17 protein-coding genes and 1 pseudogene are annotated in these 21,386 nt (G+C 63.7%); 5 read left to right on the top strand and 13 right to left on the bottom strand.

The genetic code is table 11. The features are described 5' to 3' along the window. Positions 1 to 108 (top strand): annotated as a pseudogene (locus tag EN845_RS36190) (IS110 family transposase); the annotation flags it as partial. A gap of 78 nt (positions 109 to 186) precedes the next feature. On the opposite strand, the gene EN845_RS27410 reads toward EN845_RS36190, so the two are convergent. The 11 genes from EN845_RS27410 to puuE all read right to left on the bottom strand — a co-directional run bounded on the left by EN845_RS27410 (position 187) and on the right by puuE (position 13,483). After that, positions 187 to 1,026 (bottom strand): alkaline phosphatase family protein, encoded by an 840-nt coding sequence (locus tag EN845_RS27410; RefSeq protein ID WP_127872915.1) that lies wholly within the window; start codon positions 1,024 to 1,026, stop codon positions 187 to 189. An 83-nt stretch (positions 1,027 to 1,109) separates the two neighbouring features. Further along, entirely contained in the window at positions 1,110 to 2,696 is a 1,587-nt protein-coding gene (locus EN845_RS27405) for an ABC transporter substrate-binding protein (protein ID WP_127872916.1), read from the bottom strand. Between the two features lie 120 nt (positions 2,697 to 2,816). Beyond that, positions 2,817 to 4,472: an ABC transporter ATP-binding protein gene (locus EN845_RS27400; protein WP_127872917.1), complete on the bottom strand. Its 1,656-nt coding sequence runs from the start codon at positions 4,470 to 4,472 to the stop codon at positions 2,817 to 2,819. Continuing rightward, complete coding sequence (locus EN845_RS27395; protein WP_127275728.1) at positions 4,472 to 5,296, bottom strand: ABC transporter permease; 825 nt, start codon at positions 5,294 to 5,296, stop codon at positions 4,472 to 4,474. The genes EN845_RS27400 and EN845_RS27395 overlap by 1 nt, the downstream gene beginning before the upstream one ends. Positions 5,297 to 5,306: 10 nt before the next feature. Continuing rightward, positions 5,307 to 6,266, bottom strand: a complete 960-nt coding sequence (locus EN845_RS27390; protein WP_127275729.1) for an ABC transporter permease — start codon at positions 6,264 to 6,266, stop codon at positions 5,307 to 5,309. 16 nt (positions 6,267 to 6,282) lie between these two features. Beyond that, on the bottom strand, positions 6,283 to 7,869 hold the full coding sequence (locus tag EN845_RS27385) for an ABC transporter substrate-binding protein (protein ID WP_127275730.1): 1,587 nt from the start codon (positions 7,867 to 7,869) through the stop codon (positions 6,283 to 6,285). Between the two features lie 155 nt (positions 7,870 to 8,024). Beyond that, positions 8,025 to 10,010, bottom strand: a complete 1,986-nt coding sequence (locus EN845_RS27380) for a CocE/NonD family hydrolase (protein WP_127872918.1) — start codon at positions 10,008 to 10,010, stop codon at positions 8,025 to 8,027. Positions 10,011 to 10,094: 84 nt separating this feature from the next. After that, the gene (locus EN845_RS27375) at positions 10,095 to 10,688 is read right to left on the bottom strand and encodes a nucleoside deaminase (RefSeq protein ID WP_127872919.1); all 594 of its coding nucleotides are present in this window, start codon (positions 10,686 to 10,688) and stop codon (positions 10,095 to 10,097) included. Beyond that, positions 10,685 to 11,197 carry an ureidoglycolate lyase gene (locus EN845_RS27370; RefSeq protein ID WP_127275733.1) on the bottom strand — a complete coding sequence of 171 codons (513 nt, stop codon included), beginning with the start codon at positions 11,195 to 11,197 and terminating at the stop codon, positions 10,685 to 10,687. Before EN845_RS27370 ends, EN845_RS27375 begins: the two co-directional genes overlap by 4 nt. After that, positions 11,194 to 12,054 carry a bifunctional allantoicase/(S)-ureidoglycine aminohydrolase gene (locus EN845_RS27365; RefSeq protein ID WP_127872920.1) on the bottom strand — a complete coding sequence of 287 codons (861 nt, stop codon included), beginning with the start codon at positions 12,052 to 12,054 and terminating at the stop codon, positions 11,194 to 11,196. Before EN845_RS27365 ends, EN845_RS27370 begins: the two co-directional genes overlap by 4 nt. A 10-nt stretch (positions 12,055 to 12,064) precedes the next feature. Then, a complete protein-coding gene (puuE, locus tag EN845_RS27360) occupies positions 12,065 to 13,483 on the bottom strand; it encodes an allantoinase PuuE (RefSeq protein ID WP_127872921.1) in 1,419 nt (472 codons plus the stop codon). A 203-nt stretch (positions 13,484 to 13,686) separates the two neighbouring features. Between puuE and uraH the strand changes: the two genes are divergently transcribed. From uraH to xdhC, 4 genes are read left to right on the top strand one after another with little or no spacing between them, the layout of a single operon-like run. Next, the gene (gene uraH / locus EN845_RS27355) at positions 13,687 to 14,061 is read left to right on the top strand and encodes a hydroxyisourate hydrolase (RefSeq protein WP_127872922.1); all 375 of its coding nucleotides are present in this window, start codon (positions 13,687 to 13,689) and stop codon (positions 14,059 to 14,061) included. 3 nt (positions 14,062 to 14,064) lie between these two features. Continuing rightward, entirely contained in the window at positions 14,065 to 15,546 is a 1,482-nt protein-coding gene (gene xdhA, locus EN845_RS27350; RefSeq protein WP_127872923.1) for a xanthine dehydrogenase small subunit, read from the top strand. After that, complete coding sequence (xdhB, locus tag EN845_RS27345; RefSeq protein WP_127872924.1) at positions 15,546 to 17,909, top strand: xanthine dehydrogenase molybdopterin binding subunit; 2,364 nt, start codon at positions 15,546 to 15,548, stop codon at positions 17,907 to 17,909. The genes xdhA and xdhB overlap by 1 nt, the downstream gene beginning before the upstream one ends. Positions 17,910 to 17,968: 59 nt before the next feature. Further along, positions 17,969 to 19,003 (top strand): xanthine dehydrogenase accessory protein XdhC, encoded by a 1,035-nt coding sequence (xdhC, locus tag EN845_RS27340; protein WP_127872925.1) that lies wholly within the window; start codon positions 17,969 to 17,971, stop codon positions 19,001 to 19,003. Here xdhC and EN845_RS27335 read toward each other — a convergent pair. Further along, positions 19,000 to 20,244 (bottom strand): LLM class flavin-dependent oxidoreductase, encoded by a 1,245-nt coding sequence (locus EN845_RS27335; protein ID WP_127872926.1) that lies wholly within the window; start codon positions 20,242 to 20,244, stop codon positions 19,000 to 19,002. The two genes, xdhC and EN845_RS27335, sit on opposite strands and share 4 nt — an antisense overlap. After that, positions 20,241 to 21,236: an LLM class flavin-dependent oxidoreductase gene (locus EN845_RS27330; RefSeq protein ID WP_127279468.1), complete on the bottom strand. Its 996-nt coding sequence runs from the start codon at positions 21,234 to 21,236 to the stop codon at positions 20,241 to 20,243. Before EN845_RS27330 ends, EN845_RS27335 begins: the two co-directional genes overlap by 4 nt. Positions 21,237 to 21,386: the final 150 nt, after the last annotated feature.

Here is a 21,386-nt window from a genome sequence, read left to right as displayed (position 1 = left end):
AACGGTAAGCAACCAAAGGTCGCCATCGTCGCCGTGGCCCGAAAGATTATGACCATCCTCAGCGCCATGCTTCGACACAACCAACCCTGGTATCCAGACAAAGCCTGAAAACACAGTTGCTCATCCGTCTCGGCGCTCCGCGCCGATCCACCTTCTCCCACAAGGGGAGAAGGGAAGATCGCCGCACTAATCCAAAAACGGCTTGGCCTTCATCGTCTCGGGTATTGCCACGCCCAGCCGCTTCAGCACGGTCGGCGCCAGCTGCAACTGGTCGAGCAGCGTGTCGGCCTGCGGTCCCTTGCCGGCGCCGAAATAATAGAGCGCGAAATCCTGCATCTCGTCGTCATGGCCGCCATGGTGGCCACGGTCGGTCTGGCCGTGGTCGGCGGTGACCATGACCTCGTAGCCGGCCTCGATCCAGCCCGGCAGGAAGGCCGCCAGCATGCCGTCCATGGCGTAGCAGGCATGGTCCATCTCGTGGCAGTCATGGCCGAAACGGTGGCCCATCGAGTCCAGCGTGCAGGTATGCAGGATGCCGTAGTCGATGCCATGGCGCCGGGTGAGCATGGTAAGCGTCGCGAACAGGTCGACATCGCTCGGTGTCATCTGGTTGCGCAAATTATAGCCGGTCATGGTGTGGAAACGGCCATGCGTGATCGGACCGCCCGGCTCGTCATATTCCATGTCCTCGACTAGGTCGAACGGGTATGATCGGAAGAACTCAGACCAGTAGGAATGGGTGACGGCGCCAGTCTTGCCGCCGGCCTTGCTGACCTCGGAGAAGACGTCAGGCTGTTTGACGCGGAAGCGGTTCTCGTTGGAGAGAATGCCATGCACCTGCGGCGACACGCCGGTGTGGATCGAGGCATAGCAGCAGGCCGAGGTCGACGGCAGCACGGAACGCATCCTCCACACCCGCGCCTCGCCCGACTGCACCCAGCCCTCCAGATTGCCCATTAGCCGGCGCCAGTTGCGGTAAGGCACGCCGTCGAGGATGATCAGCAGAAGCTTGGTGTCGAGCGCCACGGGCGGCTCCATGGGATTGTCGGTTGAAACGAGTGCGCCGCGTGTCGCACGAACACGCGGCGCTTTTCAGTGTCAGATGGACATCAGGCGTTCAGCCAGCACTCGGCGAGCGCGTAACCATCCATCATTTCGCCGATCGGGCTCTTGGCGAAGCCGCCGATCTTGTTGGTGGCGGCGGCGTCGATGAACTGGTTGAAGAACGGCACGATCAGGCCGCCTTCGTCGCGCATCAGCACCGCCATGTCGTGGTAGATCGCCTTGCGCTTGTCCTGGTCGAGCTCGCCGCGCGCCGCAAGCAGCATCTTGTCGAACTCCGGCCGCTTGAAGCGTGTGTCGTTCCAGTCGGCGGTCGAGACATAGCCGGTGGAGTACATCTGGTCCTGCGTGGCGCGTCCGCCCCAATAGGAGAGCGAGAAGGGCTGCTTGTTCCAGACTTCCGACCAGTAGCCGTCGCCCGGCTCGCGCTTGATCTCAATCTTGATGCCGGCCTTGGCGGCGCTCTGCTGGTAGAGCTGGGCTGCATCGACGGCACCAGGGAAGGCGACATCGGAGGTACGCAGCAGGATCGAACCGCTGTGGCCGGACTTCTTGTAGAGCGCAGCCGCCTTTTCCGGGTCGAACTTGCGCTGTTCGATGGCGGTAAACAGGGGATAGGCCTCATTGATCGGGAAGTCGTTGCCAACCGAACCATAGCCGCGGAGGATCTTCTCCAGCATCTCGTCACGATCCATGGCGAGCTTCAGCGCCATCCGGAGATCGTTGCTGTCGAAGGGCGCCGTGTCACAGAACATGTTGAACGGATAATAGCCCTTGCCGGACGCATTCTCGATGCTGACGCCGGGAATGCGCTTGACCAGGTCGACGACCTTTGGCTCAACGCGGTTGATCATGTGGACCTGGCCGCCCTGCAGCGCGGCCAGACGGGCCGTCGCGTCATTGATGACGACGATCTCGACCTGGTCGGCATGGCCGGCCTTGTCGCCCTGCCAGTAATTGGCGAAGCGCTCGCCGCCATGGCGAACGCCCGGCTGGTTGACGGTCACCTTGTAAGGCCCGGCGCTGATGCCGGCATTCGGGTTGTCCTTGCCGCCATTCGGCTGGATGACGAGGTGGTAGTCGGCCATCAGATATGGGAAGTCGGCATCGGCGTCGCCGAGCGTGAAGATAACTTCCTTGCCGCTCGCCTTGACGCCCTTGATGTTCTTGAGAATGCCGAGCGCGCCCGACTTCGATTTCTCGTCGGCATGGCGCTCGATGGTGGCGGCGACGTCCTCGGCGCCAACCGTCTTGCCGTTATGGAATTCGATGCCGTCGCGAATCTTGACCGTCCATGTCTTGGCATCCTTGGAGGCGCCGATATCCTCGGCGATCAGGTTCACCAGCTTGTTGTCGGGGGTGAGACGGACAAGATACTCGCCCCACTGCTTGCCGAAGCTGAAAGTGACCTGGCTGAGGTTCAGCGCCGGGTCGAGGCTGTTGGTCGATTCACCGCCTTGCAGGCCGGCCTTGAGGATGCCGCCCTTGATCGGGCTCTGCGCGAAGGCTTTCCCGGCCAGCGTCGTTGCCAGCGCGGCGGACACCCCAAGCGCCGCTGTGCGGCCAAGAAAGTCGCGACGCGATATCCGGCCCTGACCGGCGAGTTCAGCGAGATGGTCGAGTTCAGTCTTCATGTCCTACCCCTTGTTGAAAACAACGTCACACCAGTGGCGCCCGTCCGAAGGACGTGTGGCGCCCTAGTGTTGCATGCGGATGACGGCCGCCATCTCCCCTGGCTGGCGGCTGCTGGCTGGCTAGTTCCCCGCGCTGGCCATGCGCCGCCCCTTGATCGCCTTTTCCAACCAGCCGATCTCCATCTCCGGAACGGACGACAACAACAGGTCGGTATAGGCGTCGAAGGGCGGTGTGAGCACCTTGCTCTTGGAGCCGTAGCGCACCACTTCGCCGCGATACATCACCGCGATCGAATCGGCGATCGACTTCACCGTCGCCAGATCGTGGGTGATGAACAGGTAGGCGACCTTTTCGTGCTGCTGCAGGTTAAGCAGCAGCTTGAGGATGCCGTTGGCCACCAACGGGTCGAGAGCCGATGTCACCTCGTCGCAGATGATCAGCTTCGGCTTGGCGGCGAGCGAGCGGGCGATGCAGACGCGCTGCTTCTGGCCCCCCGAAAGCTCGGCCGGATAGCGGTCGACGAAGCCCTTGCCCATCTCGATCTCGTCGAGCAGCTCGGCCACACGCCGGTCGCGTTCCCTGCCGCGGATGCCGAAATAGAATTCGAGCGGCCGGCCGATGATCGTGCCGACGGTCTGGCGCGGGTTCATCGCCACGTCGGCCATCTGGTAGATCATCTGCAACTGGCGCAGATCCTCCTTCGGCCGGTCGGCAAGCCGGTTGGCCAGCGGGCGCCCGTCGAAGGTCACATTGCCCTGCTCGGGCGGCAACAGGCCGGTGATGGCGCGCGCCAGCGTCGATTTACCGGAACCGGATTCGCCAACCACGGCCAGCGTCTGGCCCGGATAGATGTCGACCGAAACGTTCTTGAGCACTTTGACCTGGCCGCCGCCATAGGCGGCGGTGACGTTCTTGACCGACAGGAACGGCGTCGCGCCCGGGTTCTGTTCGGCATGCTCGATCTCGTGCACCGAGACCAGCGCGTTGGTGTATTCCTGGCGAGGCTCCTTGATGATCTGGCGGGTGCCTCCCCATTCGACCAGCCGGCCGTGGCGCAGCACCATGATCTCGTCGGAGACCTGGGCGACGACGGCAAGGTCATGGGTGATGTAGAGCGCCGCCACATGCGTGTCGCGGATGGCGTCCTTGATCGCCGACAGCACGTCGATCTGCGTCGTCACGTCGAGCGCTGTGGTCGGCTCGTCGAAGACGATCAGGTCGGGTTCGGAGCACAGCGCCATCGCCGTCATGACGCGCTGCAGCTGGCCGCCCGACACCTGGTGCGGAAAGCGTTCGCCAATGGTTTCCGGATTGGGCAGGCTGAGCTTCTTGAACAGCGCGACGGCCCGCTTCTCGGCCTCCGCGCGGGTTGCCGTGCCATGCAGCAGCGTGGCTTCCACAACCTGGTCCATCAGCCTGTGCGCCGGATTGAAGGCGGCTGCCGCCGATTGCGCGACATAGCAGACCTCGCGGCCGCGCAGCTTGCGGAATTCGTCCTTGCCGCCCTTCAGGATGTCACGGCCGTTGAGAATGACTTCGCCGCCGGTGATGCGCACGCCGCCGCGGCCATAGCCCATCGACGACAGGCCGATCGTCGACTTGCCGGCGCCGGATTCGCCGATCAGGCCCAACACCTTGCCCTTCTCCAGCGTCAGCGACACGTCGTGGACCAGCGTGATGGCCTTCGGCGCCTCACCAGGCGGATAGACCGTCGCCTCGATGCGCAAATTGCGGATGTCGAGCAGGGGAGTGGACTTTGCCTTGCCGTCAGCCATCAGCCGCGTCCTCCCTTCAGGCTTGTCGTGCGGTTCAGTACCCAGTCGGCCACTAGGTTGACCGAGATCGCCAGGGCCGCGATCGCGGCCGCGGGAATGAGCGCGGCGGCGATGCCGAAGACGATGCCGTCCTTGTTCTCCTTGACCATGCCGCCCCAGTCGGCGTCTGGCGGTTGCACGCCGAGACCGAGAAAGGACAGCGTCGACAGGAACAGCACCGCGTAGATGAAGCGCAGACCGAGCTCGGAGACCAGCGGCGACAGCGCGTTGGGCAGGATCTCGCGGAAGATGATCCAGGCGCTGCCTTCGCCGCGCAGCTTGGCCGCTTCGACATAGTCCATGACGTTGATGTCGACGGCGACCGCGCGCGCCAGGCGATAGACGCGCGTCGAATCGAGAATGCCCATCACCAGGATCAGCGTCACCAGGTTGGTCGGCAGCACGGAGAGCACGACCAGGGCCATGATCAGTGTCGGGATCGACATCAGGAGATCGACGAGGCGGGACAGGATCGTGTCGAACCAGCCGCCGAACACAGCCGCCGAAAAACCCAGTATGGCGCCGAGCGAGAACGACAGCGCGGTGGCCAGCACGGCGATGAACAGGGTGATCCGGGCACCGTAGATCATGCGCGACAAGAGATCGCGGCCAAGATTGTCGGTGCCAAGCCAATGCGCCGCCGACATCGGTTCCCAGACGTCGCCGACGATCTCGGCATTGTCGTGGGGCGAAATCCACGGCGCGAGGATCGCCGCGAGCACGAACAGGGCTGTCAGCACCAGGCCGATCAGAGCGGGGATGGGGATGCGTTTTATATCGAGCATGCCCGCCCCCTCACTTTGGATGTCTGAGACGCGGATTGGCGACGATCGCCGCAATGTCCGCGATGATGTTGAGGCTGATGTAGACGGCGGCGAAGATCAGGCCGACCGCCTGCACCACCGGCACGTCGCGCTTGGTGACGTGGTCGACCAGATACTGTCCCATGCCGGGATAGACGAAGATCACCTCGACCACGACGACGCCGACGATGAGATAGGCGAGGTTGAGCATGACGACATTGATGATCGGCGCGATGGCATTCGGGAAGGCGTGCCTGCGGATGACGGAGAAGGCTGAAAGCCCTTTGAGTTCCGCCGTTTCGACATAAGCCGACTGCATGACGTTGAGGATCGCCGCACGCGTCATGCGCATCATGTGCGCGAGCACTACCAGCGTCAGCGCCGTGGCCGGCAGCGCGATGGCCTGCATGCGTTCGCCGAAAGGCATGCCGTCATAGACAGTCGAGATGGCGGGAAAGATCTGCCATTTCACCGCGAAAAAATAGACCAGGAGATAGCCGATGAAGAATTCCGGGAACGAGGTCGAGGCAAGCGCCAGTCCGGAGATCAGCTTGTCGACCCAGCCATTGCGATAGCGCACCGCGATCAGCCCAAGGATGATTGCCAGCGGCACGGCCACGATCGCCGCCCAGAAGGCGAGGAACAGCGTGTTCCACAGCCGGCCCTTGATCGAGGTCGCGATATCCTGCCCGCTCGACATCGCCGTGCCGAGGTCCCCGGTCAAGACGCCGCCGAGCCAATGGAAGTACCTGATATAGGCGGGGTCGTTCAGTCCAAGCTGCTCGCGCAGATTGGCGAGCGACTCCGGTGTCGCCGATTGTCCCAAAATGGCTTGCGCGACGTCGCCGGGCAGGATTTGCGTGCCGGCAAAGATCAGGACCGAAATGGCCAACAAAAGGAGGATGCCCAGCGCGATGCGCTGGGCGATTAGTTTCAGGATGGGTGAAGACATATCCGCAAAGCCGGACTCAGGCCTGCAGCCAGCACTTCGCCAGGGCGTAGCCGTTCATCAGCTCCTGATGCGGGTCGTCCACCCAGCCATCGACCTTGGCGCCGGTGGCGTCGATGAACTGGTTGAACATCGGCAGGATCAGACCGCCTTCGTCGCGCACCATGACCGCCATGTCGTGGTACATCTGCTTGCGCTTGGCCTCGTCCAGTTCGGCGCGCGCCGCCAGCACCATCTTGTCGAAATCCGGGCGCTTGAAACGCGTGTCGTTCCAGTCGGCGGTCGACAGGTAGGCGGTCGAGTACATCTGGTCCTGCGTCGAGCGGCCGCCCCAATAGGAAGCGCAGAAGGGCTGCTTGTTCCAGACCTCGTTCCAGTAGCCGTCGCCGGGCTCGCGCTTGAGCTCGATCTTGATGCCGGCCTTGGCCGCGCTCTGCTGGAAGAGCTGGGACGCATCGACAGCGCCCGGGAAGGCGACGTCCGAGGTCCTGAGCAGCACGGCGCCGTCATGACCGGACTTCTTGTAGTGGAATTTGGCCTTGTCGGGATCGTATTTGCGCTGCTCGATCTCGGTGAAAAGCGGATAGGACGCGTTGATCGGGAAGTCGTTGCCGAGCGAGCCATAGCCGCGCAGCACCTTGTTCAGCATCTCCTCGCGGTCGATCGCCAGCTTCAGCGCCATCCTGAGGTCGTTGTTGTCGAACGGCGCCGTGTTGCAATGCATGATGAACACGTAATGGCCCGGACCCGCATGGTTGCGGATGGTTACACCAGGCACGCGCTTGATCAGGTCGACGATCTTCGGCTCGACGCGGTTGATCATGTTGACCTGGCCGCCCTGCAGGGCCGCCGTGCGCGCAGTCGCATCGTTGATGACGATGATCTCGATCTGGTCGGCATGACCCATCTTGTCGCTCTGCCAGTAATTGGCGAAGCGCTCGCCGCCATGGCGCACGCCGGGCTCGTTGGTGGTGACCTTATAGGGTCCGGCCGAGATGCCGGCGTCGGCCTTGTCCTTGCCGCCGTTCGGCTGGACGATCAGGTGATAGTCGCTGAGCAGGTAGGGAAGGTCGGCATTGGCCTCCTTCAGCGTCAGCACCACTTCCTTGCCGCTGGCCTTGATGGTATCGATGCCCTTCATGTAGCCGAGCGCGCCGGATTTCGATTTCTCGTCCGAATGGCGCTCGAGCGTCGCGGCGACGTCCTCGGCGGTCACTTTCTTGCCGTTGTGGAATTCGACGCCGTCGCGGATCTTCAGCGTCCAGGTCTTGGCGTCCTTGGACGAGCCGATCTCCTCGGCGATGCGGTTCTCGAGCTTGCCGTCGGGCGACAGCTCGACGATCATTTCGCCCCAGCACTTGCCGAAGGCGAACGGCACCTGGGTCATGAACAGGGCCGGATCGAGACTGTTGGTGGATTCACCGCCGACCAGGCCGGCCTTCAGCGTGCCGCCCTTGACCGGACCGGCCGCCCGCGCCGCGCTTGAAAGCAGCGAGTTGGCGAAGGGTGCGGCGATGCCGAGCGCTGCCGCCCGGCCGAGAAAATCACGACGGCTCAGCTTGCCTGCTGCAACGCGCCGGCTAAGGAATTCGAGTTCATTCGACATTTTTGAGTTCCTCACTCTGTTGGTTCGACTCTGCGGTCGATTTTCTTGCTTCTTGTGAGGGGAATAATGACCGCAAGGGAAAGCGGTAAGCAAGACCGAATGCGACATGCCGTGGCGTAAATCGCACGTCGCATTTGGACCAACGGTTTCAGCACTCAGACCAGCGCGCGCGGGACACTTTCGTCGAAATCGCGCTCGAAGACGAGGTTTTCGCCTTCGTAGGCCTCGATTCTGGCGCTGACGATGAAGTTTTGCGCATCCGACCGCATCTGCGCCCATGTCTCGGTACGGACCGACCATCCATTTCGCGACAGGGTCTGCGTCCAATGTGTTTTCCCGGAGGCTGACAGAGGATCGTCAGGATGGATGGTCCAGGTTTCGCGGGCGATGCTGCCGTTGACAAGGCCGTGGTCGAGATCACGCACCTCGCCGAAATCATCCGCAATGGAAAGCGTGACGATTCCCGTCTTTTCGTCGCGGTCGACATGGCGTTCGGAATTGGCGGGTCGAACCGTCTCCGTCGCCCAGGGCGTGGCGCCTTCCGGTTCGCCGAAGACGACTTCGTCGCCTGTTGCGAGCAGGCGCAGCGGCACTGATAGCGAGGCCGCCGACAAGGTCAGCCGTACCGGCTCCGGCGAGGGCCAGATGGCAGGCCAGTAGGCGGTCGAAACGGCGACGCGCAAACGATGGCCGGCCGGCACGCGGTAGGCACATTGATCGAGCACGACACGCGCCGAAACTGTCTCCCCTGGGACCAGCGCCTCGGGGAATTCATGCGACTTGCGGTGCGTCAGATTGAGCACGCCATAGGAGATAAGTTCCGAGGCGCCGTCGGGATGCACGTCGCAAAGCCGGACCGCGATGTTGGCCTGGGGCCGATCGGAGGCAAACTGGATCTCAAGCTCCGGCGCGCCGACGATCTCGATCGGCTTGGTGAGCTCAGGCTGGTCGAAACACGCCGACAGCCCGTCGTCAGGGCGCTGGTCACCAGGCAATTCCGGGCCGAAGGTGAAGGGAAAGTATTCGCCGCCGGCAAGCCCGCAGGTCTGCGGCGAAGCGACGATGGAAGGTCCTGCATCAGCGGAAACGAGTTCGATCGTTTCAATCGTTATGTTGGACGACGGCCATTCCTGCTCGGCTATCCAGCGGCCGGGCCGCTCCGGATGCCAGCGAGCGGGGCGCACGCTGTCCATCACATAGGCGCGATAGTCGGGATCGGCCTCGACGCCGGTCTCGGCGCCCTTCAGCCAGTGGTCCCACCAGCGCAGCGCTTCCTGCAGGAAGCCGATGGCCGGCTTGGGGCCCGCATAGTGCGGGTATTTGTGTATCCACGGTCCAACGATGCCCTTGACCGGTGCCTCGATGTTGGTGACGAGGTGCGAGATCGTGTTGCGGTAGCCGTCATGCCAGCCGCCGATCGACAGCACTGCAGCTTTGATTGCGGAAAAATCCTCGCAGATCGAGCCGCGCTTCCAATAGGCGTCGCGATGCTGGTGGCTGAGCCACAGCGGCAACAGGAAGGACTGGTTCTCCAGCCGCGCCAGCCAGAGATCGCGCCAACGGTTATCGCCGGCAATCAGCGGATCCGGTGGCCGCGACGAATAGGACAGCATGGTCGAGGCCCAGCCGAAATTCTCGTTCAAAAGGCAGCCGCCCTTGTAGTGAATGTCGTCGGCATAGCGGTCGACGGTCGAGCACAGGCTGATCACCGCCTTGAGCGCCGGCGGCTGTTTGGCCGCCACCTGCAGGCAGTTGAAGCCGCCCCAGGAGATGCCCATCATGCCGACATTGCCGTTGCACCAGGGCTGCGCCGCCGCCCAGGCGATGACATCGCAGGCGTCCTGCAGTTCCTGCTCGGAATATTCGTCGTCCATCAGCCCTTCGGAATCGCCATTGCCGCGCATGTCGACGCGGATCGAGGCGTAGCCGTGGCCGGCGAAATAGGGATGGGTAAGCTGATCGCGAAAGATCGTTCCGTCGCGCTTGCGGTAGGGCAGATGCTCGAGGATGACAGGTACCGGATCGTCGCCCGCATCCTCCGGCATCCACACCCGCGCCGACAACCGGCAGCCATCGGGCATGACGATACCCATGTCGGGAAATTCGACGACCTTACGGGGAAATTCGGTGATGGTTTTCATGGCAGGCATAACGCTCCGCGGCACGAAAACTTTCAATCGCCATTCGCGACTGGAGCAGCGAAATATGCGACTTGTCTCATACCATCAACTCAGCGGAATGTCGTTTGCGGCCTTGTTCGCCTGATAGGCGTCGGACAACTCGTCATAGCGTGCGGAAATCCTGCCGATCCGCGTCTCCAGCCTCGCGCGCTCGGCCTCGGGGAGGGCCCGCACCAGCCGACGGATCGAAAAACTCTTCCAATAGGCGTTCTCGGCATTGTAGCCGCCGGGGTCGAGCGTGAAGACCTCTTTCAAAATCTTCAGATCATGCGGGATGGCAAAACTGTCGCGCGAGTCCTCGTGGCTGAACAAATAGTAGAAATTGTCGAAACCGGTCCAGGTGATCGCCGACAGGCAGAGCGAGCAGGGCTCGTGTGTGGCGATGAAAATGGCGTCTTTCGTGTCGACACGTTCGGCCTTGGGCATTTCGTAAAAACGCTTCAGGCAATGCACCTCGCCATGCCAGAGCGGGTTTTCCATCTCGTTGTTGGTCTCGGCCAGCACCAGCGACCGGTCGTCCTTGCGCAGGATCGCCGCGCCGAACAGCTTGTTGCCATGGGCGACGCCTTCTGCCGTCTTCGGCACGATGTCGTGCTCGATCACGTCGAGCAGGCGGTCGATCAGCGAAATGTCGGTCATGATGAAATCACGGGCTTTCTGGGAAGGTGGATTTCGTAAGGGTGCGAGAAGTGAAACTCTTCGAGGTTGGAGCCATCGCCGCCGCGATCGACGATGAGGAAATCCTGTTCCTCGCCGATCGGCGTCAGCACACCGTGCCAGAGATTGCGCTTGTAGTTGATGCCCTGTCCGGGCGCGGCGATGAAGCCATGCGGTTCGCCCGGCCCGTCCTTGGTATCGTGGCAGACGACGACCAGAAACGGCCGTGGCGACAGCGGGATGAAAGCCTGGCTGCCGAGCGGATGGCGCTCGACCATGGTCAGCTTCAGCGGCATTTCATAGGGTGTGCCGCGCACCATCGAGATCAGCACGCGCGCATTCGGCCCAGCGGCCTCGGCGGTGGCGAGATCATGATAGCGGATCGCCTTGCCGCCATTGATTGGGTAGCGGTTGTCGCCGCCCATATCGATGACGTCGCCGAAGGGCGCGAAGTTTTCGCGGCTCAGCGGCTGCGCGACGATGCGGCTCACCGCGCGCGGCCCCCGAGATAGCCGCCGAGCTTGGCGTGCCGGTTGACGTCCTTGTAGAGCAGATAGCGGAATTTTCCGGGGCCGCCGGCATAGCAGGCCTGCGGGCAGAAGGCGCGCAGCCACATGAAGTCGCCGGCCTCGACCTCGACCCAGTCCTGGTTCAGCCGGTAGACCGCCTTGCCTTCGAGCACGTAGAGCCCATGTTCCATGACATGGGTTTCGGCGAAGGGAATGACCGCGCCCGCCTCGAGCGTGACGATGGTGACGTGCATGTCGTGGCGCATGTCGTCCGGATCGACGAAACGCGTCGTCGCCCAGCGGCCCTCGGTGCCGGCCATCGGCGTCGGCGCCACCTGCTGGTCGCTGCTGAAGAAGGCTTCCGGCGTGTCCAGGCCGTCGACCACCTCATAGGCCTTGCGGATCCAGTGGAAGCGGACGGCAGCGCTGCTCTCGTTGCGCACCGTCCAGCCGCTTGCCGGCGGCAGGAAGGCAAAGCCACCGGCGGCAAGCACATGCTTTTTGCCGGCGAGCGATACGGTGAGTTCCCCCTCGACCACGAACAGCACGCCTTCGGCGCCGGAGTCAGGTTCCGGCCGGTCGCTGCCGCCGCCCGGCAGAACCTCGACGATGTACTGAGAAAACGTCTCGGCAAAGCCCGACAGCGGCCTTGCGATGATCCAAGCCCTGGTCTTGTCCCAGAACGGCAGCGGGCTGGTCACGATGTCCTGCATCACGCCTTTGGGGATGACCGCATAGGCCTCGGTGAAGACGGCGCGCCCGGTCAAAAGCTCGTTCTGGCCGGGATGGCCCCCCTGTGGGGCATAATAGGTTCGCTCGGGCATCCTGATCGTATCCATGGGTTTAAACCTATTGTGGAAGCATGTCCTTGAGGCGCAACAGCGCAATGCGCTCGACCTGTTTGCAGGCGGTTTCGAATTCGACGCCGCGGCCGTTGCCGATACGGGCTTCGAATTCGGCGAGGATTTCCTCCTTTGTCTTGCCTTTCACCGCGATGATGAAGGGGAAGCCGAAGGTGGTGACGTAGGCGGCGTTGAGCTTGGAGAACAGTTCGCGTTCCTTGTCGGTCAGCGCGTCGAGGCCGGCGGAAGCCTGTTCCCGGGTGGATTCCGCCGTCAGCCGCCTGGCCTTGGCCAGTTTGCCGGCGAGGTCGGGATGGGCGTTGAGCACGCCGAGCCGTTCGGTTTCGCTGGCGGCGCGGAAGATGCGGCAGAGCGCATTGTGCAGGCCCCCCGCCGTGTCGTGTGCCGGACCGAGCTCCAACTCGTGGGCCCGTTCGGCAATCCAGGGCGAATGTTCGAACACGGCGCCGAAGGTGTGAACGAACGTCTCGAATTCCATCTTCGACGGGCGCAGAGCGGCCGGTTTGTAGGGATGGTTCTCCTGCCAGTGCTTGGCGATGTCGATGCGCCGCGCCAGCCAGACCTTGTCATGCGATTTGACATAATCGACGAAGCGCTTCAGCGCCGCCACCCGGCCCGGCCGCCCGACAAGGCGGCAATGCAGGCCGATATTCATCATGCGCGGCCTGCCTGCCTTGCCCTCGGCATAGAGCGTGTCGAAACTATCCTTGAGATAGGCAAAGAACTGGTCGCCCGAATTGAAGCCTTGCGGCGTGGCGAAGCGCATGTCGTTGGCATCGAGCGTGTAGGGGATGATGAGCTGCGTGCCGCCGCTATGCTCGAACCAGTAGGGCAGTTCGTCGTCATAGGTGTCCGAGACGTAATCGAAGCCGCCTTCCTCCGCCACCAGGCGCACCGTGTTGACCGAAGTGCGGCCCGTATACCAGCCGGTCGGGCGCTGGCCGGTCACCTCGTAATGCAGCTTGATCGCCGCTTCGAGGTCGCGGCGCTCGTCCTCGGCATCGTGGTCGCGGTAGTCGATCCATCTCAACCCGTGCGAGGCGATTTCCCAGCCGGCTTCCTGCATCGCCGTGACCTGGTCGGGGGAGCGCGCGAGCGCCGTGGCGACGCCATAGCAGGTCACAGGCACTTGCGCCTCGCCGAACAGGCGCAACAGCCGCCAGAAGCCGGCTCGCGCCCCATACTCGTAGATCGATTCCATGTTCCAGTGGCGCTGGCCCACCCAGGGCGCCGCGCCGACGATTTCCGAGAGGAAGGCTTCCGAAGCCTTGTCGCCGTGGAGCACGCAGTTCTCGCCGCCCTCCTCGTAATTGACGACGAACTGCACGGCGACATGCGCGCCGCCAGGCCATTTCGGATCCGGCGGATTGGCCCCGTAGCCACGCATGTCCCTGGTGTAACGCATCGTCCCTCCGCGCCCGGCATCACCGGAAGTATGATCAGAATATCGAAAGGGTGCTTCTCGCATTCCCCTCAAAATTTTTGAAAGTGTTTTTGTCGCACTCCGCTCGACCGGGACTTATGCATCGCCTTTAATTGGCGCACAATTCATCAGCAGTGCTCGATTATACCGGCCAATTTGTTCGTACTGGAAATGGGAGGCGGCCAATGGCAGAAACGTCGAAAGCCGATGGCGGGCGTCTGACGACCCATGTCCTCGATACCGCGACCGGCAGGCCGGCGGCGGGATTGTCGATCGCGCTCTACCGTCTCGACGGTGCTGCTCGCACGCTTCTGAAGACGGTCGTCACCAATGCAGACGGCCGCTGCGACGCGCCGCTGCTGGCAGGCGCCGACTTCCGCACCGGCGAATACGAACTGATGTTCGCGGCCGGCGACTATCTGCGCGGCCAGGGCACGAAGCTGCCGGAGCCTGCCTTCCTCGACAGCGTGCCGATACGCTTCGGCATGGCGGAGGCGGTGCACTATCATGTACCATTGCTGATCTCGCCCTACGGCTATTCCACCTACAGGGGGAGCTGAGGCATGGCCAAGGTCAACATCCGCAACGAAATCCGCTTCATCCTCAATGGCAGGGATGTCGCGCTGTCATCCGTGGCGCCCGACGCGACCTTGCTCGACTGGCTGCGGCTCGATCGTTCGCTGCGCGGCACCAAGGAAGGCTGCGCCGAGGGCGATTGCGGCGCCTGCACCGTGCTGGTCGGCAGGCTATCGGCCGCCGGATTGGTCTATGAAAGCGTCAATTCCTGCATCCGCTTCCTCGGCTCGCTCGACGGCGCCCATGTCGTGACGGTCGAACATCTGCGCGGTGTGTCAGGCCGGTTGCATCCTGTGCAGCAGGCGATGGTCGATTTCCATGGCTCGCAATGCGGCTTCTGCACGCCGGGTTTCGTCATGTCGCTCTACGGCCTGTGGATGAAGTCGCCGGACCCGTCGGACGCGGCCATCGAAAAAGCCTTGCAAGGCAATCTCTGCCGCTGCACTGGCTACGAAGCGATCATGCGCGCCGCGCACGCCATATCGAGCTATGGCAAGGCGGCGAAGGACCCGCTGGCGGCGGAGCGCCGGGACATCACGACACGGCTGCAGTCGTTGCGCGATGGCGCCAGGGTCGAGATTGGCTCCGGCAGGACGCGGCTGGTCGTGCCGGCCGACGCCGACGATTTCGCTTCTGTCTTCGAGAAGGAACCCACCGCGACGGTCGTCGCCGGTTCGACCGATGTTGGCCTGTGGGTGACCAAGCACATGCGCGATATCTCGCCGGCGATCTTCATCGGCAATCTGCCGGGGCTTTGCGCCGTCACGGAAGAAAACGGCGTCATATCGATTGGCGCCGGCGTGACCTACACCGAAGCCTTTTCGACGCTGTCGAAACGCATCCCTGCGTTGGGGCCGTTGTTCGACCGCATCGGCGGCGAACAGGTCCGCAACATGGGCACGATCGGCGGCAATGTCGCCAACGGCTCGCCGATCGGCGACACGCCGCCGCCCTTGATCGTGCTCGGCGCACGGCTGACATTGCGCAAGGGCAGGAAGCGGCGCACGATCCCGTTGCAGGACTTCTTCATTGCCTATGGCAAGCAGGATCGCCAGCCGGGCGAGTTCGTCGAGGCCGTGCACGTGCCCGTGCCGGCAAAGGACGTGAAATTCGCTGTCTACAAGGTCACCAAGCGCCGCGACGAGGACATCACCGCGACCTTGGGTGCCTTCTGTCTGGCTCTGGCCAAGGACGGCACGGTGGCCGATATCCGCATCGCCTATGGCGGCATGGCGGCAACGCCGAAGCGGGCGTCGGCTGTCGAGAAGGCGCTGATAGGCAAGGCCTGGAACGAAGCCACGGTGGAGGCCGCGATGGCCGAATACGTCAAGGACTTCACGCCGCTCACCGATATGCGCGCGACCGCCGAATATCGAGCGCTGGCAGCGAAGAACCTTTTGTTGCGCTTCTACGTGGAAACCACCGGCACCAAGGCGCCGTTCCAGGTATCACGCAACGAGGCGGCCTGATGAACAAGCACGCATCATCAAACCTCAAGGCCGAGAAGATCGTCGGCGGCGTCGCTACCGACCAGCGGCATGATTCCGCCCACAAGCATGTCAGCGGCGGCGCCGTCTATATCGACGACATGCCGGAGCCGGCCGGCACCCTGCATGCCGGCCTTGGCCTGTCCAAGGTGGCGCATGGCGTTCTGAAAAGCGTCGACCTCTCGGCGGTGCGCGCGGCCCCTGGTGTCGTCGACGTGCTGACTTATGCCGACGTGCCGGGTGAGAACGATGTCTCGCCCAGCAACATGCATGACGATCCGGTTCTGGCGGAAGGCAAGGTGCAGTTCTTCGGCCAGCCGATCTTCGCGGTGATTGCCGAGACGCGCGAGGCAGCCCGGCGCGCCGCGCGCCTGGCCAGGATCGAATATGACGAGCTTCCCGCCGTGATCGACATCTGGGACCTTGATCCGGCGAAGGACAAGCAGGTGACCACGCCGCTGATCTTGCGGCGCGGCGATGCGGCTGCGGCAATCAAGGCAGCGCCCCGCCGCATCAAGAACCGGATGTGGCTTGGCGGCCAGGACCATTTCTACCTCGAAGGCCAGGTGTCTCTCGCCATCCCCGGCGAGGACGACGAGGTCACCGTCTATTGTTCGACCCAGGGGCCGAGCGAGACGCAGCATCTGGTCGCCCACACGCTTGGCGTGCCGAGTAACGCGGTGACGGTGGAAGTGCGCCGCATGGGCGGCGGCTTCGGCGGCAAGGAAACGCAGGCCAACCAGTGCGCCGCGATCGCCGCGATCGCCGCCAAGAGGCTGAAGCGGGCGGTCAAGATCCGGCTCGACCGCGACGAGGACATGACCGCCACCGGCAAGCGGCACGATTTCGCCATCGACTACGAGGTCGGCTTCGACGACGAGGGCAATATTCTCGGCGTCGATTTCACTTACGCCTTGCGCTGCGGCTTCTCCGCCGACCTGTCCGGCCCGGTCGGCGACCGTGCGCTGTTCCACTGCGACAACGCCTATTTCTATCCCGCGGTGCTGGCCAAGTCCGCGCCGCTCTACACCAACACCGTCTCCAACACCGCGTTCCGCGGCTTCGGCGGCCCGCAAGGCATGGTCGGCGCCGAGCGTGTCATCGACGAGGTCGCCTTCGCGGTCGGCAAGGATTCGCTCGAAATCCGCAAGCTGAATTTCTACGATCCGATGGAAGCGATCGGCGGCCGCAACGTCACCCCTTATCACCAGAAGGTCGAGGACTGCATCATCCAGCGCATCGTGGCGGAACTGGAAGACAGCGCCAACTATGCGCGCCGCCGTCGCGAGATTTCCGCATTCAACGCCAACAGCCGCTTCGTCAAGCGCGGCCTGGCGCTGACGCCGGTCAAGTTCGGCATCTCCTTCACCAAGACCGAGGCCAACCAGGCCGGCGCGCTGGTGCATGTCTATGCCGATGGTTCGGTGCACATGAACCATGGCGGCACCGAAATGGGGCAGGGCCTGCATCTCAAGGTGGCGCAAGTCGTTGCGGAGGAGTTCCAGATCGACCTCGATCGCGTGAAGATCACCGCCACCACCACCGCCAAGGTGCCCAACACCGCGCCGACGGCTGCGTCCTCGGGCGCCGACCTCAATGGCATGGCGGCGCAGAACGCGGCGCGCCAGATCCGCCGCCGGCTGACCGACTTCGCCGCCGAGAAATATCAGATCCCTGTCGACCAGGTGTTGTTCCTGCCAAACCGGGTGCGCGTCGGCAACCAGGAGGTCAGCTTCAACGATCTGGTCAAGCAGGCCTATATCGCACGTGTGCAGCTCTCGGCCGCCGGCTTCTACAAGACGCCGAAGATCCACTGGGATCGCAGCAAGGGCCAGGGCCACGCCTTCTATTACTACGCCTATGGCGCGGCCTGCGCCGAAGTGTCGGTCGACACGCTGACCGGCGAATATGTCGTCGAGCGCGCCGATATCCTGCACGACTGCGGCCGTTCGCTGAACCGGGCCATCGACCTCGGCCAGGTCGAGGGCGGCTTCATCCAGGGCATGGGCTGGCTGACGACGGAGGAACTGTGGTGGGACGACAAGGGCCGGCTGCGCACGCACGCGCCGTCGACCTACAAGATTCCGCTGGCGTCGGACCGACCGAAGATCTTCAACGTGGCGCTGACCGACTGGTCGCAGGCCTATGAGCCGACCATCCATCGCTCCAAGGCGGTCGGCGAACCGCCGCTGCCGCATGGCATGGCGGTGCTGCACGCGCTGTCGGACGCAGTGGCCAGCGTCGCCGACCACAAGATCTGCCCGCGTCTCGACGCGCCGGCGACACCCGAACGCGTGCTGATGGCGATCGAGCGGCTGAAGCGGGAGGCTTCAGAGCCTTCCTGAGGCCAAAACGTGCAAATCGCGCCGAAAAATACTATATTTCCTGGATGGAAGTGCAGGCGATGAACTCGAAGGTTCAAGAGCTGAAAGTGTTTCTCGACCATGCCGGTCGGGTCGCGCTTGTCGAAGTTGCGGCGGCAAAGGGTTCGACGCCGCGCGAGGCCGGTGCGTTCATGCTTGTCTCGCCATCGGCGATTTTCGGCACCATTGGCGGCGGTCAGCTCGAATATATGGCGATCGATAAGGCGCGGCAGATGCTGGGCTCTTTGCGCTCCGCATCTTTCAGCGAGTTTGCCGATGTCGGCGCCGCCCCTCATCCGCCTGCCGGCACCTTCTCCCCGTATAGTGACGGGGAGAAGGGAAGCGGCCGTAACGCCGGCGACCCCCTCTCCCCGTCCTTACGGGGAGAGGGTAAGGGTGAGGGGCAGCGCGACGCTGACGAAGCTGGCGTCACGCTCGACGTTCCGCTCGGGCCGGAAATCGGCCAGTGCTGCGGGGGTCGGGTCAAGGTGTTGATCCGCTTGGTCGACGGCACAATCGAGGAAAAGCTGATGGCGCACGCTGAATCGGAGGAGGCGCATCTGCCGCATGTCTATATCTTCGGCGGCGGCCATGTCGGCCAAGCGCTCGCGTCGACCATTGCGCTTCTTCCCGTGCATGGCGTCGTCATCGAGACACGCGCCGAGGCATTGGAAGGCATGCCGGAAACCGTCGAGACGCGGCTGACGCCGATGCCCGAGGCAGAGCTGCGCAACGCCCCGGCCGGCACCGCCTTCGCCGTCCTTACGCATGACCACGCGCTCGATTTCCTGATCGTCGCCGAAGCGCTGAAACGCGACGACGCGGCCTATGTCGGCATGATCGGTTCGAAGACCAAGAAAGCGACCTTCAGGCACTGGTTCCTGAAATCGGCCGACGGCACGGAGACCGAATTCGCCCGCCTCGTCTCGCCGATCGGCGGCGACGCCGTCAAGGACAAGCGTCCGCCGGTTATTGCCGCGCTCGCCGCCGCCGAGATCATGACGGCGCTGGTCATCCACAATGCGGCTTCGAACGCAGAGCATCACGCTCCGCATGACAGGGTGACCGCCGGCTAGCTCGGTCGCCTGAGGCCCAGATGCGCGCGCAGCGTGGCGCCTTCATACGCCTTGCGGAACAGGCCGCGCCGCTGCAGTTCCGGCACGACCAGCGTGGCAAAGGCATCGAGTTCGCCGGGAAAATAAGACGGCATGACGTTGAAGCCGTCGGCGGCACCGCCTTCGAACCGCGCCTGCAACTCGTCCGCCACCTGGACCGCGGTTCCCACGATGCGCCAATGGCCGCGCGCGCCGGCGAAATGCCGCGCCAGCTGGCGAATGGAAAGGCCATCGCGGCGCGATTGCTCGACGACCAGGGCCTGCCGGCTTTTCATGCCCTCGCTCTCGGGCAAGTCGGGCAGTGGACCGTCGAGCGGATGGCGCCAGAGGTCGGATATGCTGAGATAGCTGGACAGCAGCGCCACGCCGACGTCGTCGGGGATCAATTCCTGCAATTCCTCGAATTTTTCGCGGGCCTCGGCTTCGGTCTCCGCCACCACGGGCGCGACACCGGGCATGATCTTGATGTCATCGGGTTCACGCCCATACGCCGCCATGCGCCCCTTGAGGTCGTCGTAAAAGGCCTTCGCTTCCTCGAAGGTCTGTGCCGCCGTGAACACCACGTCGGCGGTGCGGGCGGCGAGGTCGCGGCCGACGTCGGAAGCGCCGGCCTGGACCATGACAGGCGCGCCTTGCGGCGAGCGCGGCAGATCGAGCGGATCGCGGACCGAAAAACTCTGTCCGTCATGGCCTGCCTTGCCGCGCCACAACCCTGTCACCGCCTCGGCGAACTCGCGCGCCCGCTCATAGCGGTCGGCATGAGGCTTGAGGCCGGCTGCGCCGAAATTGGCGGCTTCGATCTGACTGGCCGAGGTCACCAGGTTCCAGCCGGCCCGGCCGCCGCTCAGGTGATCGAGCGAGAGGAAGGTCCGCGCCAGGCCGTAAGGTTCGTTGTAGCTGGTCGACGCGGTGGAAACGAGGCCGATGCGGCTGGTCTGGACAGCCAGCGCCGAAAGCAGGCTGATCGGCTCGAAGCCGATCGAGCGCGACGTCTGGCTGGCAATGTCGACATTGGCCTCGCGCAGGCCGGCGGCGTCCTCGCAGAAGATCATGTCGAACTTCGCCGCTTCAGCCGTGCGCGCCAGCGCCATGTAGTGATCGATGTCGATGCCAGCTTTCACATGCGCCTTCGGATGGCGCCAGGCGGCGATGTGATGGCCCGTCGCCCACAGGAAGGCGCCGAGCTTCATTTGCGCGGTCATTGGTCACCTCCGCCGGCAAGGCCGAGATGCGAGCGCAAGGTGGTGCCGGGATGGTTTTCTCGAAGCAGCCCGCACCGCCGCAACTCCGGAAGAACACGATCGATCAAATCGTCGAACACCGAAAGCTGCGCCGGCAAGCGGATGTTGAAGCCGTCGCAGCTCTTAGAGAAGGATTTTTCTTCCAGCCTGTCGGCCAGCCCGCTGACGCCGTCAGCGGTGAGCGAGATATCAGCCAGTATCTTCACCGCATCCGGCTCGCGCCCACAGGCGGAAACCCGGCGCTTCAAATCACCATGACACGCCTTGTCTTCTGCCGCCGCCCGTTCGTCCAGCAGAACGACATCGGCGGTGCGGGCGGCAAAGTCGAGGTCGCCTTCGGTGAGATCGGACAGCACCAGCACCGGCGCGTCCTGCGGCGACCGCGCGACATTCAGCGGCCCGCGCACGGAGAAGAACTCGCCCTTGTGGTCGAGCAGGTGCATTCCTTGCGGATCATGGAAGCGGCCGCCGTCCCTGTCGAACAGCAGCGCGTCCGCGTCCCAGCCCTGCCAGAGCCCTTGAACGATGCCGATATATTCCTCCGAGCGGCGGCGAAAATCATCGGCTGAAAACCCGTCGGGCCGGCTGAAATTGGCGGCCTCTCGCGGTGTCTGCGCCAGCGTCGCGTTCCAGCCCGCGCGGCCATGGCTGATCATGTCGAGCGAGGCAAAGCGGCGCGCGAGATTGTAGGGCTGGTGAGCGATCGTCGAGGCGCTGGCGACGAGACCGATCTTTTCGGTCACGGTCGCCAGCGCGGCGATGAGAGTGGTCGCCTCGAACGGACTGCTCGGCGCGGCGCCATGCGGCGCGGAGTCGTCGAGGATGATCATGTCCAGCCCCGCCGCCTCGGCCTCCCGGGCGAAGCCGGCCAGATCGCTGAAAGTGAGCGCTTGCCCGGTTGCGAGGGCAATGTTGAGCGAAGCGGCCAGATGCGTTGTGGCGCCGTCGGTCATGGATGGTTCCTGGGGGAAGGCATGCGGGAACTATGTTCGCCGCATGCCCCAATGGCAACCGCTGGCGCTGGGCCAACCGCCGGCCATGTGCCGGCCAGCAGTCACGTTTCGGCTGGCTCTCAAACACCTCGAAAATTAGCTGAAACATCC

Origin of the sequence: Mesorhizobium sp. M8A.F.Ca.ET.202.01.1.1 (genome assembly GCF_004791595.1) — a bacterium.
GTDB lineage: Bacteria > Pseudomonadota > Alphaproteobacteria > Rhizobiales > Rhizobiaceae > Mesorhizobium.
The sequence above is the reverse complement of the archived record's forward strand: the minus strand, read 5'-3'. Positions and strand labels throughout refer to the sequence as shown.

Coding starts and splice junctions, on each gene's coding strand:
- EN845_RS27405 (WP_127872916.1), bottom strand. CDS start 2,696: ATGAAGACTGAACTCGACCATCTCGCTGAACTCGCCGGTCAGGGCCGG.
- EN845_RS27400 (WP_127872917.1), bottom strand. CDS start 4,472: ATGGCTGACGGCAAGGCAAAGTCCACTCCCCTGCTCGACATCCGCAAT.
- EN845_RS27395 (WP_127275728.1), bottom strand. CDS start 5,296: ATGCTCGATATAAAACGCATCCCCATCCCCGCTCTGATCGGCCTGGTG.
- EN845_RS27390 (WP_127275729.1), bottom strand. CDS start 6,266: ATGTCTTCACCCATCCTGAAACTAATCGCCCAGCGCATCGCGCTGGGC.
- EN845_RS27385 (WP_127275730.1), bottom strand. CDS start 7,869: ATGTCGAATGAACTCGAATTCCTTAGCCGGCGCGTTGCAGCAGGCAAG.
- EN845_RS27380 (WP_127872918.1), bottom strand. CDS start 10,010: ATGAAAACCATCACCGAATTTCCCCGTAAGGTCGTCGAATTTCCCGAC.
- EN845_RS27375 (WP_127872919.1), bottom strand. CDS start 10,688: ATGACCGACATTTCGCTGATCGACCGCCTGCTCGACGTGATCGAGCAC.
- EN845_RS27365 (WP_127872920.1), bottom strand. CDS start 12,054: ATGGATACGATCAGGATGCCCGAGCGAACCTATTATGCCCCACAGGGG.
- puuE (WP_127872921.1), bottom strand. CDS start 13,483: ATGCGTTACACCAGGGACATGCGTGGCTACGGGGCCAATCCGCCGGAT.
- uraH (WP_127872922.1), top strand. CDS start 13,687: ATGGCAGAAACGTCGAAAGCCGATGGCGGGCGTCTGACGACCCATGTC.
- xdhA (WP_127872923.1), top strand. CDS start 14,065: ATGGCCAAGGTCAACATCCGCAACGAAATCCGCTTCATCCTCAATGGC.
- xdhB (WP_127872924.1), top strand. CDS start 15,546: ATGAACAAGCACGCATCATCAAACCTCAAGGCCGAGAAGATCGTCGGC.
- xdhC (WP_127872925.1), top strand. CDS start 17,969: ATGAACTCGAAGGTTCAAGAGCTGAAAGTGTTTCTCGACCATGCCGGT.
- EN845_RS27335 (WP_127872926.1), bottom strand. CDS start 20,244: ATGACCGCGCAAATGAAGCTCGGCGCCTTCCTGTGGGCGACGGGCCAT.
- EN845_RS27330 (WP_127279468.1), bottom strand. CDS start 21,236: ATGACCGACGGCGCCACAACGCATCTGGCCGCTTCGCTCAACATTGCC.